This window comes from Opacimonas viscosa (assembly GCF_024199005.1).
Classification (GTDB): Bacteria; Pseudomonadota; Gammaproteobacteria; order Enterobacterales; family Alteromonadaceae; genus Opacimonas; species Opacimonas viscosa.
In genome coordinates this window covers 1-16,682 of sequence record NZ_JANATA010000031.1, presented here as the reverse complement: position 1 = coordinate 16,682, position 16,682 = coordinate 1, and the positions used below count along the sequence as shown (strand labels likewise).

The window sequence follows — 16,682 nt, the reverse complement described above, 5'->3', positions numbered from 1 at the left end:
TACAAGCAGCGTGATAGTCTAGTTATTTTTGCTACTTGAAATGGGGGGATTACAGCGCCATTTAGTTTTTCAAATAATGCTTCAATCATGGTATAAATACTTATATTAAATAACAAAAAGATACAATATGTATCATTATAGATAATAAAATGATTTCTTCAAGTCAAATTAAAGCGGCAAGAGCTTTATTAGGTATTAGTGCAACTGAATTAGCTGAAAAATGTGATGTTGGTCAGGCTACTCTTAAACGATATGAGCTTCAGGAAGGTATCCCTAAAGCAAATACTAAAGTTTTATATAAAATTCAGACATATTTGGAAGGGTGTGGGATTGAATTCATTGGTGACCCGTTAAAGAGCCCAGGTGTGATATTGCATAAAAATGCAAAATAATGAATAATTATTAAGAGGCTTCAATTCCCTTTGCAGGCCTTATTTTCATTGATTTATGGTAAGTCTGAAAACTCTCTTTTATAATGTAAAGAAACTCCTTTTATAGCGTTCCATTCGTTCCGGTTATGCGCGTTTTATTCACTTGCGATAAGGCCTGTTATTGAAACTTAGAGATTCGAGTTTTTTCCTTATCGTCAACAGTGACGTTCTGCTCACTCTGCAACTCCACATACTCACCAGCTGAATTCGACATTGCCTCATCTATCATCTCTACCACTCTTTTTGGCCAGTTTTTTCTGAGCATAAAAGAATACAGGACAAACGTTACGATAAACCCCACAAACATGATTGTTTCATGTACTGCAAATAACTCACCTAATACCCCAATCAAAGCAAATAGACTACCGATACTGCAAATAGTAAATAGAGTGTGTGTTTTCTTCATACCTGCGCGTAAACAGATGTGGTGAAGGTGGTCTCTATCTGGATAAAACGGAGAGCGTCCACGCTTTATTCTGCGATACATAATTGCCGCCATATCCATGAGTGGTAACGCGATCAGCCATAGTGCAGTGACAGGGCGCATAATAGGTGTGGCATTTGGCTGAGTAATGCTCAGTAGCATCCATATCACCAAGAAGCCTATCATCATAGCCCCAGCATCTCCCATGAATACTTTTCTTTTACGTCCAAACGCTCCCATATTCATCATGACATACGGGAGCATAGCAAATATCAGTACCAAGCATAAATAACCTAATTCTGCTTCTGCGTTGAAATAAAGCAGAAAAGCCATCCCAGAAAATGTCACTATAGATAGGCCGCCTAGTAGTCCATCGATCCCATCTACCATATTGAATGCATTAATAGCCGCAATCACACCAAAAATAGTGATAACGTAAGCTGCATACCCAAAGTTGGTATCTCCTATACCAAAGATGTTACCGATGAAATCCAGTTTTAAATCGGTCAGATACATCATAATAACGGTAAGGACAGCTTGTACGGCTAAACGGAATTTAAAGCTAATATCAAATTTATCATCTACTACACCCACCACAATCAGAACAAATAAGCATAATAACAGTAGGGGAGTATGTATTAGAATATCGGGATGGCTGAATAAGAAATAAGAAATGGACGAAAAAATAGCTACGCCCCCAATCAAAGGGATAGCACCTTGGTGATGTTTTCTGAGGTTTGGCGTGTCGACGAGTCCAATTTTGTAAGCGACCTTGCGCAATAAAAATAAAGCCGCAAAGGTAAAAAAGAACACAAAAAAAAGCTCAACAAGCACGCATATCGCCTCTGAAAATAATCAACATGTGTGATTATATCACATAGAGATGATTGATTACTGATTTTTATACCTAAGTGCATCTTCTTGACTCTTAACAGACATATGAGTGGAAGGTACTTTGTTAAATGTCGTACGGGGTTTACGCTCAAAAAGCACTAGGTTGTTAGGGGTAGCTTCCTCTACGATATTAGCGATTTGTTTTGGCCAGTTTTTTTGTAAGCCGTAATTATATAGCCCAAAAAACACTAAGAAACTAATAAACATAAACCATTCAGGTACCAAGAAATATTCACCCAGTACACCGAATGTTGCAAATGTAGCCGCTACAGAGCATATTACTAACAGCGTTGATGACGCAGAAAATCCTGCATTCATACAAATATGATGAAGGTGATCTCTATCGGGTTTAAATGGGGATTTCCCTTTTTTGATACGTCGTAACATGATGGCGGTCATATCCATTAGCGGTAGCGCAATCAGCCAAAGTGCTGTCACCGGACGCATTACGGCTGTTTCTGGTGGTTGCGTACTTAACAACAGCAGCCAAATCACCGTAAAACCAATGACCATAGAGCCTGCGTCACCCATAAAAATTTTTCTTTTTTGGCCCAGTAAGCCCATATTCATGAGTACATAGGGGACCACAGCTACGATCATTAATACACAGAACCCCGCGAGGGATTGTAAATTATGCAACTGTAAAATTATGGCTATTGCCGTAAGGGTGGTTATAGTTAAACCGCCAAGCAAGCCATCGATACCATCGACCATGTTGAATGCGTTGATTGCGCCTATAACAGCAAACACTGTCACTAATGGAGCGAACATACCGAAACTAAATTCACCCATACCTAAGATATTACCGATGTAATCCAGTTGCATACCAGTAAAATACATGACAGCTATAGTCACAGCTGCTTGGAAAAGAAGGCGCACTTTGAAACTCAGGTCAAAGCGGTCATCCAAAGCCCCTAGCGTTATTAGTACACCAGTACATACTAAGAATAAATCACTGTGCATTAACACGGTAGGATGATTATTTAGATAAAATGCAATAGTGGAAAATATCGCAATACCTCCCACTAATGGGATAGCGCCTTTGTGTTGCTTGCGCTTGTTGGGCTTGTCAACAAGACCAATCTTTGGCGCAAGTTTATGCAGAGTAAACAAAGCTGCGAAAGAGAAGAAAAAAATGAACACTAAATCGAGTATCAACATGGCTAACCTTTAATCCATTATCGGGTAGAGTCTATTGTATTATACGCTATTGTAAATAAGCCTTTTTCTTAGTTTTACTTACATTAAGGTTTACATGGATATTAATTTATAACGTACATTATATGTTCAATATACCTTACAAAAGGGCTTTTGTAAGCCATTTTTCATACTTTATCGTGTCCTACAGGTATTTGTGAATCGAAATTGGTGAGTTTAGTCGTGGTAATGATGCATTATGAACTTATCTCCTTATGGCAAACTTTTTGCTTACGTACCTAATCAAATAGCAATTTTTCTCCAAATGTGTCAATCTATTGTCCATGGATGAAGAATCAACACGGATTAAGTTGAGTAGGCATGTTTACAAATAAAAGAATATTAGTCACCGGTGGGACAGGCTCCTTTGGGAAGCAGTTCGTGCATACCTTGTTGACTCGCTATCCAGATATCAAAAACATTGTCATCTATTCTCGTGACGAGCTCAAACAATCTGAGATGCGTCAAATGTATCCTCGTCATGCCTATCCACAGCTGCGTTTTTTTATTGGTGATGTGCGTGATCGCAATCGCATGATCCAAGCCTGTGAAGGCGTCGATATTTTGGTCCATGCCGCCGCGATAAAGCAAGTCGATACCGCTGAGTATAATCCTTCTGAATGCATAAAAACCAACGTTGATGGCGCCCAAAACGTGATTGATGCTGCTCTAGCAAATCATATTTCCGATGTCGTAGCGCTATCGACCGACAAAGCCTGTGCACCCATTAACCTCTACGGTGCGACCAAACTCGTGTCCGATAAGTTGTTCACCGCAGCAAACAATATCAAAGGCTCCAAAGATATGCGCTTTAGTGTGGTGCGCTACGGGAATGTTATGGGGTCTCGAGGCTCTGTGATCCCGTTTTTTCTAAATCAGAAAAAAGCCGGTGTGATTCCTATTACGCACCCAGATATGACGCGTTTTAACATTACCTTACAAGCTGGGGTTGATATGGTGTTGTATGCACTGGAACAGCATTTGGGTGGTGAGATTTTTGTACCTAAAATTCCTTCTTACAAGATCTTAGATGTGGCCCACGCCATCGCGCCCGACGCTGACATCAAATATGTGGGAGTCCGCCCTGGCGAAAAACTCCACGAAGAGATGATCACCGATACGGACTCCTACCATACCATTGATTTGGGACCTTATTACGCGATTTTACCCGCTGTGTCTTATACCTATACCGAACACGATTATCTCACGCACCATGAAGCGACCAAGGTCCCCGAAGGGTTTAAATATCACTCTGGCACGAATGACCAGTGGGAAACGGTTGAAGGCTTACGTAGCATGATTGTCGAGCATCTTGATCCTGATTTTGCGGTGTAGCTCACGTGATCCCCTATGGTAAACAAGATATATCAGAACAAGATATTGCCTCAGTCGTGGAGGTTTTGCAGTCTGATTTTTTGACCCAAGGTCCCCAAGTCCCCTTATTTGAAAACGCCATTAAACAGGCCACTACCGCTCAGTATGCCTGCGCGGTAAATAGTGCGACCTCAGCGTTGCACATTGCTTGTATGGCCTTAGATGTTGGCCCTGGTGATATCGTTTGGACTTCACCCATAACCTTTGTGGCTTCGGCGAATTGTGCCTTGTATTGTGGGGCGAGTATCGATTTTGTGGATATTGATCCCCAGACTTATAACCTTTGTCCACATGCTTTAGCGACCAAACTCGCTCACGCAAAACGCAATCAGACCTTACCTAAAGTCATAATCCCTGTGCATTTGGGCGGCCAATCCTGTGCGTTGGCAGCCATTTATGCCTTGGCAAAAGAGTACGGCGTTAAGATTATCGAAGATGCCTCACATTGTATCGGTGCCCAGTACCAAGACAAACCCGTGGGTGCCTGTACTTATTCGGATATTACCGTATTTAGTTTTCATCCGGTCAAGATAGTGACCTCGGCAGAGGGTGGGGCAGCGGTGACGAACTGCGCTGAATTAGCTCAGCGTCTTGAGTTGTTGCGCAGCCATGGTGTGACGCGTGATGAGAGCCAAATGGACGCAAGCAGTGTCCCAGACAGTCATGCTCAGACGACTTTTCCGCCTTGGTATTATCAGCAAATAGCGCTGGGGTATAACTACCGTATGACGGATCTGCATGCTGCGCTGGGGTTGAGTCAAATGCAGCGTTTGACGAGCTTTATCCGCTCGCGCCAGCACTTAGCTAGTCGGTACAATGAACTGCTCGCGGATCTGCCCGTTCTATTACCCACACAACATCCTGATACCCAGTCTAGTTGGCATTTGTATATCATCCGCTTGCGCTTAGCGCATGACACCCAGCGAGTGAATAATCTGACGCACTCAGAGGTTTTTAGTGCTTTGCGCGAGAGGGGGATTGGTGTCAATCTGCATTATATCCCTGTGCACCTCCAGCCATTTTATCAGCGCTTAGGCTTTGCCGAGGGGGATTTCCCTGTTGCTGAAGCTTATTATGAAACGGCTATCTCCATCCCTTTGTTCCATGGTATGACGGATGCACAACAGGACGAAGTAGTGCTAGCTCTGCGTGATGTTTTACTCATGTAGCTAATCTGCTTAACCCATCTGTCTAACCCATCTGTCTAACCCATCTGTCTAACACATCTGTCTAACACATCAGTCCCACCCATACACAGCCCTTTCTTGGCGTGAAAAACTCTTTCTAACTTTAGCGCTATTCTTTTCTTTAATTTCAATTTTTGATGCCGATATACCTTGTATGAAAGCTTAAGGTTTGAGCTTGTACAGGAGCGCATGGATTGCTTAACGTCACCAATTTATCAAAAACATCGACGGTGTATCTCGGTATTATTATGGCTGGGATCTCCACTATCGCAACGGCGATTACCTTTTCGCTCGATTTAAATGCGACTGCTACCTTGCAGTCATTGGCGGTGGTTTTTCTCTTTAATGTCGGTGGCGTGTTATTTGTGCTGCAGCACATTAGGCGCTGTTTGCGTCAACATACTCAGATCCTTGGGCAAGTGCTTGATCAGATCAACGATGTGATTGTGATCAAAGACTTCGCTGGAAATTTTGTGTACTGCAATGAAGTAGTCGGCAAGTTATACAACGCCGACCCACGCGATATGGTCGGCAAAGATGATTTTTATTATACCCAAAATCGTGAACAAGCCGATTTTTTTAAACAAAACGTCCAATCCATCATGACCAAGATGGAAAAAGAAGAAGTCTTTGAGTCATCTACCGATGCCGTTACCGGTGAAATAAAGCATTTTCATTCCATCAAAATTCCCTTTATTGATGCGCAACAACAAAAACGCATCATGGTCATCGCCAAAGACGTCACAGAGATCACCCAGCTCAAAGAAGAAGCTGATCGCAACAAACGCCGTTTGGAGCATGTCTTAGACGTATCCGAAGAAGGGCTGTGGGAGTGGCATGTGCAGACAAATCAAGTCTTGCACAATGACCGCTGGGAAGCGATCACTCAAGTCGAGCGCTCCGAGAATACCTTTGCCGAATTCGAGAACAAGGTGTTGCCTGACGATTTACCTTTGATCCACAACGCATTGACAGCGCTTTTAGAAAATAACCAGCCGTATAACATCGAATTTAGAATGCGTTTGGATGATGGGCGCATTATTTGGATTTGGGATCGCGGTCAAGTTGCTGAATTTGATGAAGAAGGGAACCCTAAACTCGTGGTGGGTATCATTTTGGATATCACCGAACAAAAACAAGATAAAGAAAAAATTGTGCGTTTGGCGTTTTATGATCAATTAACGGGATTAATTAATCGTGCTGAGATGGAAGGGCGTTTACAAAGTGCCATGACGCAATCCCAACACTCAAAGCATTACAACGCCGTATTATTTTTAGATTTGGATCGCTTTAAGTTACTCAACGACAGTTATGGGCATCACATGGGTGACAAGCTTTTGATCGAAGTCGCCCAACGTCTCAAAGCCATCGATATTTGTGAGCATGTTATCTCGCGTTTTGGCGGGGATGAGTTTGTGATCTTATTGCCGGCTTTGGGGTCAGATAAAGTTGAGAGTTTTGCGCTGGCAGAAAAATATGCCCAAGCGGTACTCTCGTCCATCTCTGAAGTACATTATCTGTGTAGTGATATGCAAGACGTCGAATTAAAATATTCTATTACGGGGAGTATTGGTGGGATCGTTTTTGCCAATAGTGATTTGATTGCCGGTAAATTAATTCAACTCGCGGATATGGCGCTGTATCGTGCAAAAGCTGCCGGTGGGAACAATGTGTTGTTGTTCAATACCGATATGCAAGACGAGTTGACAAAATCTTCTGAGCTACAACGAGATATGAATCAGTCGATTGCTGATCAGGATTTTGTGATCCACTTACAGCCGAAATTAAATCGGGATAAACAAATCATTGGGGCAGAAGCCTTAGTGCGCTGGGAACACCCCACCAAAGGGTTAGTCGGACCGTACGATTTTATTGCGTTGGCAGAAGAGAGTAATTTGATTATAGCGATCGGTTATCAAGTGTTGCAACGTGCCTGTGAACAACTCGAGCGTTGGCAAGCTGAGCCAGCCTCTGCGCATTTGACCATAGCTGTGAATTTGAGTGCAAAACAGATTTGGCAATCCTACTTTGTCGAAGAGTTTATTGCGGTTACTGAGCAGTACAACATTAATCGTGAAAATTTGATTGTGGAAGTGACTGAAAGCGTCCTGATCCAAGATCTCAATGATGCCACCACCAAACTCTCCCAGCTCAAGGAGTTTGGTGTCACGATATCACTAGATGATTTTGGGACAGGGTACTCTTCTATGAGTTATCTGCGGTCATTGCCGATTGATGAACTAAAGATTGACCATTCTTTTGTCAAAGACATCAACCATGATGCCCAAGCGTACTTGGTGGTTAAATCTATTATTGATTTGGCGCGAAATTTTAACCTAAAAATTGTTGCCGAAGGCGTCGAAGAAGAAGCACAGTTCTCCATGTTAAATGAATACAATGTGGATACCTATCAAGGCTTTTTCTTTAGTAAACCCATCTCAGAAAGTGCATTTATCGAAGTTCTAAAAGAGAATCAACGGGCTTATCCACTCCCCCCTAGAAAACAGCATCAGCAGGTTTTATACTCGCTTAGAAATGAATCTTTAGAATCTTTTTAGTTTAGGACCTAGTTATCTTCACTCATTTACCGCAGCGTTCTGGTGCGGTTTGTGCATACCATAGTCAATACGTGGCTATTTTCGTCAATAAAACGTTTATCAATAGTCCGTTTATTAATAGTCCGTTTATTAATAACACGTTCGTCAAAAAATTGGACGCCATAAATATGTCCGTCAATTAATGAATACCCAAATACGCCTCAGGAGGCATTTTAATGCGAGTTATTTGTATTACTCAAGCGCGTTTAGGCAGTTCTCGACTCCCTGAAAAAGTATTGAAATCGGTGTTTGGGCGCTCTTTACTGGATTACCATTGCAGCAGGGTAAGCACTGCTAAAATCGTGGACACTCATATCGTAGCTACCACTGATACGGATTTGGATAAAACGCTAGTTGAGCATATCAAAACCCTGGATATACGTCCTGCACCACAGGTGTTTTGTGGTTCGGAGCACAATGTTTTAGATCGCTTTTACCAAGCTGCCATCCAAGCGAACGCCACTGAGCACGATGTCATTGTGCGTTTGACAGGGGATTGTCCACTTATTTGTCCTGGGCTGATCGATGAGGTGGTAGCACAGCATATGACTCATAATCCGACAGGATATACGCATTTATCACTGGGGTATTGGGCCCGAGGTTTCGATGTTGAAGTATTTGGGATGCCGATACTTACAGATACGTGGCTGAATGCCTCAGAACCACCAGAGCTGGAGCATGTCACATTTTATATGTACAGTCGACCGCAGTCTTATCCGATTATGTCCGTTGAAAATGGACATGTAGATTATTCCCAATTGCGTTTGTGCATAGATGAACCCGATGATCTGACGATGTTTGATACATTAATGCAAACATTAGGTGAGGAGCTGGCGCAAATGTCTGCAGTAGAGATTTGTCAGGCTTTGTTAGCGCATCCTGAGATTGCGCAAATCAATCAGCACGTAGAACAGATAATACCCAGTTCACTTGATGAGGAAATCGTTTAATCGGTGAAAAAGTATCTATAAAAAGGGATAACCAGTTCAGCATGAGTAGTATCTATGGGGATCCCTTAGAGGTGTTCAACTTAATTAATCTGCAGTATCGAATTGATGAACCAAGCAAGCAACAACATGCATATGGTTTGGTATTTTAACCACGTCCCTTTTGCCCTAGAAGACTGCGTGTTTTTCCAAACACTACCTAGTGAAGCATGGAATGGAAATATCCATAAATTAATTATGCTTATTGTAGCTAATGAAAGGCACATAGACTGTACGTAAACTTCCTGGTTAAACCAAAACAATGTTAAGGCCAATATCAACATAGAAAAATTCAATACGCCAAACGGTATCTTCAGTTCTTTACTCATTAGCTAATCCTTGTGCTGCGCCACCATAAAAGCTGACTTTACTTAAACCATATTTAATAACTGCATTTCCTGCTGGACCACCGATAGCGCCAGAAGCAGCACCTACAGCAACAGCTGTACCGAACCCAGACCAAGAAAAACTCCCTGAAGTCGAAGCACTGCCCAAATACGAAATTCCACCTAAGAACCCACCAAAACCTGCACCTGGCAGACCAAAACCTCCACTAACATTATTCGTATCATATTGTGTTAACGTTTGCATAATTTTGCCTTCTTTTTGTATACGGAGAGTAAAATATAGTCGGGAAAATTTAATTATGTAAGTGTGCTAAAGTTCGTATTTGTTACTTTATTTAGTGAATCATAATGGCCTTGAAAGGTGGGATATACCAATTAAAGGGTTTACATCATGTATTAGTAATTTATCCCACAGCACAGAACAAAAAATGGATTGCGATTGCCGTTGGTACTCTTGCAAGTGCTGCTATCGGTGGGCTTTTGACGACTGCAACCATCCTCATCACAAGTCAAATCGTTCACGAAGAAACTTAGCAACGCCATCATCATGGTTATGCCCAATCACTTTGGTCGCTTTGTCTTTCACAAAGTCTTTCGCGTTATCTGGTGCGTAGCACTCATCGGCGATCTCAAACATACTCAAATCATTATCACTATCACCAAAGCACAGTACATTTGTGGCACCCAGTGTATCTCTAAGTTTTTGAACGGCGGCTCCTTTGTTGGCTTGGCAATGATGAATATCCATCCAGCTATATTCATGCCCTTCATGAGCGGGACCCGAATACGCAATCAAATTTGGATGTTCATTTAGCTGTTGCCACATGGTCTTTATATGACAATTTAGACCAATCATACTGATATTCGTGACAGGTCGGTCATGCGCCAGCGAGTCTAGTGCCAACAGTGTCGCACCCGAACGTGCAAAATATTTAGTGATGAGTTCTTCTTCGATAGGGTGTTGGGGTGGGCTGTGATAGATCACATGATGGTGCGCCTCTACCGTATTCACAAATGGCGTAATTTGGTGCTCTAGCGCCATAGCCAGGATGACATCAATCTCATGTTTGGTGAGCAAGTTTTCAAAGGTCATGTCTTGGCTATTGGGATCCCACAGCGTCACACCATTGTTGTAAATATGGGGGAGTGCTAGAAATTGACCATCTAAAATAGGACGCGCCGATAACATCGTCCTGCCCGTGGCTACGGTATAGGCTATACCACTTTCGTTCATCCGCTGTAAGGTATCTTTGGTAAATTTGGACAGCGCAGAATCTTGGTTTAACAAGGTGCCGTCTAGGTCAAAAAAAACTAAATCCATATCTATACTGCAAGCTCGAATTGTTTGTGTGTTCATTATACGTAAAAAAAGAGTATTCAGCCCGAAAAAAGCCGACAAGTACGCGATTTTGCTTCACCATGGTAATTCAGTCTAGCCAATCCCCTAAAGTCATGTTTTACTATTAGCATCTATGCCCAATATTAAAACAAAAAGGCTAAAGCATGTCTGCAAACACACTGATACTCACTGGCGGCTCTTCTGGTATAGGATTGGCCATTGCCGAGATGTTTAGTGCTCATGGTTATCACGTATGTAATTTGGATATTCAGCCAGGTCCCGTCGGCGAGTACTTTGAGTGTGATATGACGGATTTCACCCAAGTGACCGAGACGGTGCGAAACATTGCCCAACAACATACTATCAAAGCTCTGATTTGTAACGCTGGTATCCACGTTTCCGCTTCGATATTGGACACGCCTCCAGAGCTGTTGGACAAAGTTTTGGCTATCAATGTCAAAGGCGCATACGCCGCTACCCAAGCAGTTCTGCCATTTATGCAAGAGCAACAAGACGGTGCTATTGTATATATAGCTTCTGACCAGTCAGTGATTGGCAAAACACATTCTTTTGCATATAACTTATCCAAACACGCATTGGCTTCTATGGCAAAAACGACAGCGTTGGATTTTGCTAAAGATAACATTAGAGCAAATGCGTTATGCCCTGGGACCATTGATACCCCGTTGTACCAAAATGCGATTCACCGTTACTGCAAAGATACCGGCGCTGATCCAAAAGACATACACGCAGAAGAAGCTGCTTGCCAGCCGTTGAATCGGATTGGTACAGCTAAAGAAGTCGCAAGTTTTGCCCTATATCTGGCCTCACCAGAGGCGAGCTTTATTACGGGCAGTTTGCAAATGATGGATGGCGGTTATACTGCGCGTTAAATGGTGACAGTTTGTGTGAGTAAAGCATGGTGTGAGTAAGGTATTGTGAAAACCCAAAGGCCCAATAATCAAAGGCCCAATAATCAAAGACCCATCACCCAGACACCTGTGAGGGTGGATCCGCATTTGCATTTTTTTGCGTTGGACCAAGGCGAGTATCATTGGTTACGTGCAGACTCCCCCCCATTTTGGCCGGATAAGGGGCAGATTGCTCAGTCTTTTACCAGCGCTGAATTATCATCTGCCATAGCCGCTGCTGGTTTAGCGCCATCCGCATATCGTTTTGTGCATATTGAAGCTGGCTATAACAATGCACAGCCAGAAGCAGAAATCGCGTGGCTTTCAGCACATATGGCCGGTACGGGTATCGACTATCGTGCGATTGGTTGTTGCGACCTCTTACTCAGTCCCGAGTCATTTCAGTTACAAGTGACATTATTACAACAGTACGAATGTGTGGTAGGCGTGCGTCATATCTTAGATGAAAACGCAGTGGAGTATTTACAGCGGCCTAAAGTACAAGCAAACCTAGCTTGGTTGGCGATACAAGATCTCATCTTTGAGTGTCAATGTGATTGTAGTGATCACAGCGTAGTCACACAAATATCATTATTTTTATCAGCGTATCCACAAGCCCGGTGGGTGATTAATCACAGTGGGGGAGCGGTGTTTAATGACGGTAGTGCCACTGCAAAAGACTGGGCGACATTAGCTCAGTTGGCCGACTTTCCCAATGTGTTTATCAAAGCATCCGGCTGGGAAATGTCAGATCGTGAGTTTAGTTTAGAACAGGTGAAGCAAAGTGTGTTGACACTAGTCGATATCTGGGGGGATGACCGAGTGATGCTGGCAAGTAATGCGCCTTTGTTGCACTGGCGTATGGGCTATGCAGATTATGTCGACAGCATGTCCGAATTATTTGCAGACATGCCAGCCGTTTTGTCCGACAACGCATTGCATGTGTATTTTAAACAGTCAACCGCGCCCTGAAAACAAGTTAATCTGTGGCTACCATACGACGTAGCTAACGAGTAATTAACTTAACAAGTAACCTAGCCAGTAATTCACCTAACAAGTCACTTAGCCAGTAATTCACCTAACAAGTCACTTAGCCAATAATTCACCTAACAAGTAACCTAGCCAGTAATTCACCTAACAAGTCACTTAGCCAGTAATTCACCTAACAAGGCACTTAGCCAGTAATTCACCTAACAAGTAACCTAGCCAGTAATTAACCTAACGTGTAACTAACCGAGAGCAAGTAAAGAATCTAGCTAGCTCAGCTTGTCTAGCTCGCAGGAACGGTTGACGTTGGTATCGTGAAAATGCTTGTGTTATTTGACCACTACATGTGGTGAACGTTTCACTATTTCATCGTTTAATTCAATCCCAATGCCGGGTAAATCAGGCACCTGCATTTTACCGTTGACTGGTTGGTAATCTTGGATACACAGTTCTCGGTTCCATGCTTTGGTAGCATAAGTGTGATGCTCATGAATTAAAAAGTTCGGAATAGCGGCTTCTAAATGTAATGAAGCAGCGGTAGCAACCGGTCCACCGCATACGTGTGCTTGTACGCGAATGTCGTAAGTATCGGCATAATCACAGACTTTTTTGGCTTCGGTAAAGCCGCCGCTTAGACCTACATCAGGTTGTAACACGTCGATACTTTGGTCTTCAAAATAAGGACGAACGTCCCAACGGTGATACAAGCGCTCGCCGCCAGCAATCGGCACGCGTAATTTATCAGCCACTTTTTTATGGACGGCGGAGTTCAAATAGTTCACTGGCTCTTCAAACATCATGCAGTTCACTTCTTCAATGACTTCACCCATTTGGATCGCAGAAGCACAGCCCATGAGTGAGTGAGCTTCAAAAATGATGTCCACTTCATCACCTACTTCTGCACGGATGGCACGTAAACGGTTACCAAAGAGTTTCATTTGTTTTGGGGTAAACAAATTAGTTCGGTCAAAGCTAGATTCGCCATTTTCATCATAAACAATCGGGTCCACTTTGACGGCGTCATACCCTTCGTCGACGGCTTTACGTGCTGCTGCTGCATATTCTTCGGGGGCGGTCAGTTTGCGACATTCGGTATCCCAATCAAACTGTAATTGGGATGCGTAAGTGCGCAGGTTATCGTTGGTTTTACCCCCAAGTAATTGATAAACAGGGACGTTTAAAGCTTTCCCTTTGATATCCCACAAGGCGGTGTCAATGGCTGACATGGCGGAGTACAAAATAGGGCCGCCACCTAAACCCCAGAAACTTTCACGAAGCATGCGTGACCAGAGTGCCTCTGTTTTAAAAGGGTCGTAGCCAATTAAGACGGCTTCGGCGATTTCTTTAATCATGGCGGCGGCAGCTGAATGACCCCAATCATAGGCTAGACCAGCTTCACCCACACCATGAATGCCTTCATCGGTATGAATACGAACAAAAATAGGATTCCATGGTGGGCGCTCTGGACAATGAATATCAAAAATCTCTACGTGGGTAATTTTCATAATAACTCTTTTAGTGATTGTTCAGTAAATGTATACCTAGGTAGAGGGTATACGTCTGGTTGGGTAAAAATAGTTTAGATTGGTATTTAACTATCAAAATCGGGAAATTCATTTTTCACGCGACGAAGCATGGCAGGCCAAGCTTTTTGGCCACCGGTAAGTCCAGTATGGACAACGTTGGCTTGGGCTTTTATGTTTTCGACAATATGAGGCTCTAGGTAAATCAGTTCGGCTTGACTTTGTTGCATTTTGAGTTGGATTTCACAAGCTTTAATCAAGTCGTACATGTGCATAAAAGCATCGCCGACGGTCTGGCCAACCGTCAAGGCACCATGGTTCGGTAGGAGCATAAAATTACTGTCACCCAAGTCATCTTGGAGCCGTTGGCATTCACCCGCATCAACAGCTAGTCCTTCATATCCATGATAACTTATTGAGGCAAGGGCAAATGCCGCATATTGACTCAAAGGTAACAAACCGTCTGTTTGTGAGGCAACAGCAATAGCATCAGACTGGTGAATATGGATAACACACTTAGCGTCATGGCGTGCGGCATGGACGGCGCTATGAATGGTAAAGCCAGCAGGGTTAATGGAAAAGGGGCAGTCGGGATCAAGGATATTGCCATCGATATCAATTTTGACCAAGTTAGAGGCTGTGACTTCTTTAAAAGTAAGGCCGAAAGCATTTATCAAAAAGTGCTCAGTGCCAGGGATCTTGAGCGAAACATGGGTATAAATCAAGTCATCCCAGCCATGTAAAACAAGCAACTTATAGCAAGCTGCAAGATCAAGTCGAGCTTGCCACTCAGCCTCAGTGACACTATCTCGAGGGGCATAAACGGGAATATTATAATCTGAGCTCATAAAAAAGATGTCTATAGAAATTTGTTAATAAATACTATCATCTTCAAGGTAATTTTTGGAGCGATTTTAGCCCGCAAAGGGGAAGGTGAGAAAAGTTATTATAAGGTTGATTCATACCAACTATCTATTAATTAACAAACATCTTCATTGTGACTTTTAGAACGATTTCAGTCCGCAGGACTGTAAGTGAGAAAAGTTATGATGAGGATGTATTAACCAGAACTAGTATTAATTCATACCAACTATCTATTAATTAACAAACATATTCATGGTGACTTTTAGAACGATTTCAGCCCGCAGGACTGTAAGTGAAAAAAGTTATGATAAGGAGGTATTAACCAGCTCTAGTAATTAATTCATACCAACTATCTATTAATTAACAAACATCTTCATGGTGACTTTTAGAACGATTTCAGTGCGCAGGACTGTAAGTGAAAAAAGTTATGATGAGGATGTATTGACCAGATCTAGTATTAATGCATACCAACTATCTAATGATTAACTAACATCTTCATGGTGACTTTTGGAACGATTTCAGTGCGCAGGACTGTAAGTGAAAAAAGTTATGATGAGGATGTATTAACCAGATCTAGTATTAATTCATACCAACTATCTATTAATTAACAAACATCCACATGGTGACTTTTGGAACGATTTCAGCCCGCAGGACTGTAAGTGAGAAAAGTTATGATGAGGATGTATTAACCAGATCTAGTAATAATTCATACCAACTATCTATTAATTAACAAACATATTCATGGTGACTTTTGGAACGATTTCAGTGCGCAGGACTGTAAGTGAGAAAAGTTATGATGAGGATGTATTAACCAGATCTAGTAATAATTCAGCCACATCTTCATGGTGACTTTTGGAACGATTTCAGTGCGCAGGACTGTAAGTGAGAAAAGTTATGATGAGGATGTCGTACTCAACCCTAGAAAGTATAACAATTAGGAAAGTTTGATGAGAGTCATGTCGGTTGACACAAAGTTATGCCGGTAGGCATAATCAAAGAGGTTTCGATGATGAGTACGATGATGTCAAATGCGTTAAATATGGTCATTTTGGGTTTCGATAAACTCAGTGTGCAACAGTTGTACGAGGTGTTGCGTTTGCGCAGTGAGGTGTTTGTTGTGGAGCAGAGGTGTGTTTACCAAGATTTAGATAATAAGGATGTCCAAGCAGAGCACCTGTTGTGTTACAAGGGAGAGAAGATTGTTGGATATGCGCGTTTATTACCGGCAGGGTTAAGTTATGCAGGGCCGAGTATTGGGCGTGTTTGTGTGGATAGAGAGGCTCGTGGGTTAGGGTATGCAGAGCAGATTATGCGTTGTGCGGTGGCCCATATCCATGAGGACAAAGCATTTCTAGAAACATCAGATCTGAAACAAGCGCCGTTAGAAATCGGGGCGCAAGTATACCTCCAAAAATTCTATGAAAAGCTGGGGTTTAGGGCGTCTAGTGAGGCTTATGATGAAGATGGTATTTTGCATATTGATATGCAATACCAAACAAAACCAGGCCAGTAAGAAGGTTTCCCAACCGGAGGTTTTGTTTGGTAATGCAGGGTGAGTAGAACATGTTTTATAAGAATTTAGCGAGAAAACCCCGTGATCAGAGCGAAGCAATGTCGCGGG

The 16,682-nt window shown here is 42.6% G+C and carries 14 protein-coding genes; 8 read left to right on the top strand and 6 right to left on the bottom strand.

The genetic code is table 11. From position 1 onward, the window contains the following. Positions 1-149: 149 nt before the first annotated feature. Positions 150-392 carry a helix-turn-helix domain-containing protein gene (locus NLF92_RS12275; protein ID WP_254102395.1) on the top strand — a complete coding sequence of 81 codons (243 nt, stop codon included), beginning with the start codon at positions 150-152 and terminating at the stop codon, positions 390-392. A 157-nt stretch (positions 393-549) separates the two neighbouring features. Here NLF92_RS12275 and wecA (NLF92_RS12270) read toward each other — a convergent pair whose 3' ends face one another. Both wecA (NLF92_RS12270) and wecA (NLF92_RS12265) read right to left on the bottom strand, forming a co-directional pair. Beyond that, entirely contained in the window at positions 550-1,689 is a 1,140-nt protein-coding gene (gene wecA / locus NLF92_RS12270; RefSeq protein WP_254102393.1) for a UDP-N-acetylglucosamine--undecaprenyl-phosphate N-acetylglucosaminephosphotransferase, read from the bottom strand. 57 nt (positions 1,690-1,746) lie between these two features. Further along, positions 1,747-2,910 carry a UDP-N-acetylglucosamine--undecaprenyl-phosphate N-acetylglucosaminephosphotransferase gene (gene wecA, locus NLF92_RS12265; protein WP_254102391.1) on the bottom strand — a complete coding sequence of 388 codons (1,164 nt, stop codon included), beginning with the start codon at positions 2,908-2,910 and terminating at the stop codon, positions 1,747-1,749. A gap of 357 nt (positions 2,911-3,267) precedes the next feature. Between wecA (NLF92_RS12265) and pseB the strand changes: the two genes are divergently transcribed. From pseB to NLF92_RS12245, 4 genes are all read left to right on the top strand, one after another. After that, on the top strand, positions 3,268-4,281 hold the full coding sequence (pseB, locus tag NLF92_RS12260; RefSeq protein WP_254102389.1) for a UDP-N-acetylglucosamine 4,6-dehydratase (inverting): 1,014 nt from the start codon (positions 3,268-3,270) through the stop codon (positions 4,279-4,281). Positions 4,282-4,286: 5 nt separating this feature from the next. After that, positions 4,287-5,489 (top strand): UDP-4-amino-4,6-dideoxy-N-acetyl-beta-L-altrosamine transaminase, encoded by a 1,203-nt coding sequence (pseC, locus tag NLF92_RS12255; protein ID WP_254102387.1) that lies wholly within the window; start codon positions 4,287-4,289, stop codon positions 5,487-5,489. Positions 5,490-5,701: 212 nt separating this feature from the next. Further along, the gene (locus NLF92_RS12250; RefSeq protein WP_254102385.1) at positions 5,702-8,065 is read left to right on the top strand and encodes an EAL domain-containing protein; all 2,364 of its coding nucleotides are present in this window, start codon (positions 5,702-5,704) and stop codon (positions 8,063-8,065) included. A 215-nt stretch (positions 8,066-8,280) separates the two neighbouring features. Beyond that, positions 8,281-9,054 carry a cytidylyltransferase domain-containing protein gene (locus NLF92_RS12245; RefSeq protein ID WP_254102383.1) on the top strand — a complete coding sequence of 258 codons (774 nt, stop codon included), beginning with the start codon at positions 8,281-8,283 and terminating at the stop codon, positions 9,052-9,054. A gap of 357 nt (positions 9,055-9,411) precedes the next feature. On the opposite strand, the gene NLF92_RS12240 is transcribed toward NLF92_RS12245, so the two are convergent. Together NLF92_RS12240 and NLF92_RS12235 are read right to left on the bottom strand one after the other, a co-directional pair. Continuing rightward, on the bottom strand, positions 9,412-9,681 hold the full coding sequence (locus NLF92_RS12240) for a hypothetical protein (RefSeq protein WP_254102376.1): 270 nt from the start codon (positions 9,679-9,681) through the stop codon (positions 9,412-9,414). A gap of 258 nt (positions 9,682-9,939) precedes the next feature. Next, positions 9,940-10,758 (bottom strand): HAD family hydrolase, encoded by an 819-nt coding sequence (locus NLF92_RS12235; RefSeq protein WP_254102374.1) that lies wholly within the window; start codon positions 10,756-10,758, stop codon positions 9,940-9,942. A gap of 182 nt (positions 10,759-10,940) precedes the next feature. Here NLF92_RS12235 and NLF92_RS12230 point away from each other — a divergent pair, with 182 nt between their 5' ends. Beyond that, positions 10,941-11,669, top strand: a complete 729-nt coding sequence (locus NLF92_RS12230) for an SDR family NAD(P)-dependent oxidoreductase (protein WP_254102372.1) — start codon at positions 10,941-10,943, stop codon at positions 11,667-11,669. A 45-nt stretch (positions 11,670-11,714) separates the two neighbouring features. Next, positions 11,715-12,659: an amidohydrolase family protein gene (locus NLF92_RS12225; protein ID WP_254102370.1), complete on the top strand. Its 945-nt coding sequence runs from the start codon at positions 11,715-11,717 to the stop codon at positions 12,657-12,659. A 344-nt stretch (positions 12,660-13,003) separates the two neighbouring features. Here NLF92_RS12225 and NLF92_RS12220 read toward each other — a convergent pair whose 3' ends face one another. Both NLF92_RS12220 and NLF92_RS12215 read right to left on the bottom strand, forming a co-directional pair. Continuing rightward, on the bottom strand, positions 13,004-14,179 hold the full coding sequence (locus tag NLF92_RS12220; RefSeq protein WP_254102368.1) for a mandelate racemase/muconate lactonizing enzyme family protein: 1,176 nt from the start codon (positions 14,177-14,179) through the stop codon (positions 13,004-13,006). Positions 14,180-14,265: 86 nt separating this feature from the next. Then, positions 14,266-15,045 carry a class II aldolase/adducin family protein gene (locus tag NLF92_RS12215; protein WP_254102365.1) on the bottom strand — a complete coding sequence of 260 codons (780 nt, stop codon included), beginning with the start codon at positions 15,043-15,045 and terminating at the stop codon, positions 14,266-14,268. A 1,022-nt stretch (positions 15,046-16,067) separates the two neighbouring features. Here NLF92_RS12215 and NLF92_RS12210 point away from each other — a divergent pair. After that, the gene (locus NLF92_RS12210) at positions 16,068-16,574 is read left to right on the top strand and encodes a GNAT family N-acetyltransferase (RefSeq protein ID WP_254102363.1); all 507 of its coding nucleotides are present in this window, start codon (positions 16,068-16,070) and stop codon (positions 16,572-16,574) included. Positions 16,575-16,682 lie beyond the last annotated feature (108 nt).

What these genes read in the sequence shown, in the direction of transcription:
- NLF92_RS12230 (WP_254102372.1), top strand. Translation starts at nt 10,941, where the DNA reads ATGTCTGCAAACACACTGATACTCACTGGCGGCTCTTCTGGTATAGGA.
- NLF92_RS12220 (WP_254102368.1), bottom strand. Translation starts at nt 14,179, where the DNA reads ATGAAAATTACCCACGTAGAGATTTTTGATATTCATTGTCCAGAGCGC.
- wecA (WP_254102391.1), bottom strand. Translation starts at nt 2,910, where the DNA reads ATGTTGATACTCGATTTAGTGTTCATTTTTTTCTTCTCTTTCGCAGCT.
- NLF92_RS12210 (WP_254102363.1), top strand. Translation starts at nt 16,068, where the DNA reads ATGATGAGTACGATGATGTCAAATGCGTTAAATATGGTCATTTTGGGT.
- NLF92_RS12240 (WP_254102376.1), bottom strand. Translation starts at nt 9,681, where the DNA reads ATGCAAACGTTAACACAATATGATACGAATAATGTTAGTGGAGGTTTT.
- NLF92_RS12235 (WP_254102374.1), bottom strand. Translation starts at nt 10,758, where the DNA reads ATGGATTTAGTTTTTTTTGACCTAGACGGCACCTTGTTAAACCAAGAT.
- NLF92_RS12275 (WP_254102395.1), top strand. Translation starts at nt 150, where the DNA reads ATGATTTCTTCAAGTCAAATTAAAGCGGCAAGAGCTTTATTAGGTATT.
- NLF92_RS12215 (WP_254102365.1), bottom strand. Translation starts at nt 15,045, where the DNA reads ATGAGCTCAGATTATAATATTCCCGTTTATGCCCCTCGAGATAGTGTC.
- pseB (WP_254102389.1), top strand. Translation starts at nt 3,268, where the DNA reads ATGTTTACAAATAAAAGAATATTAGTCACCGGTGGGACAGGCTCCTTT.
- NLF92_RS12245 (WP_254102383.1), top strand. Translation starts at nt 8,281, where the DNA reads ATGCGAGTTATTTGTATTACTCAAGCGCGTTTAGGCAGTTCTCGACTC.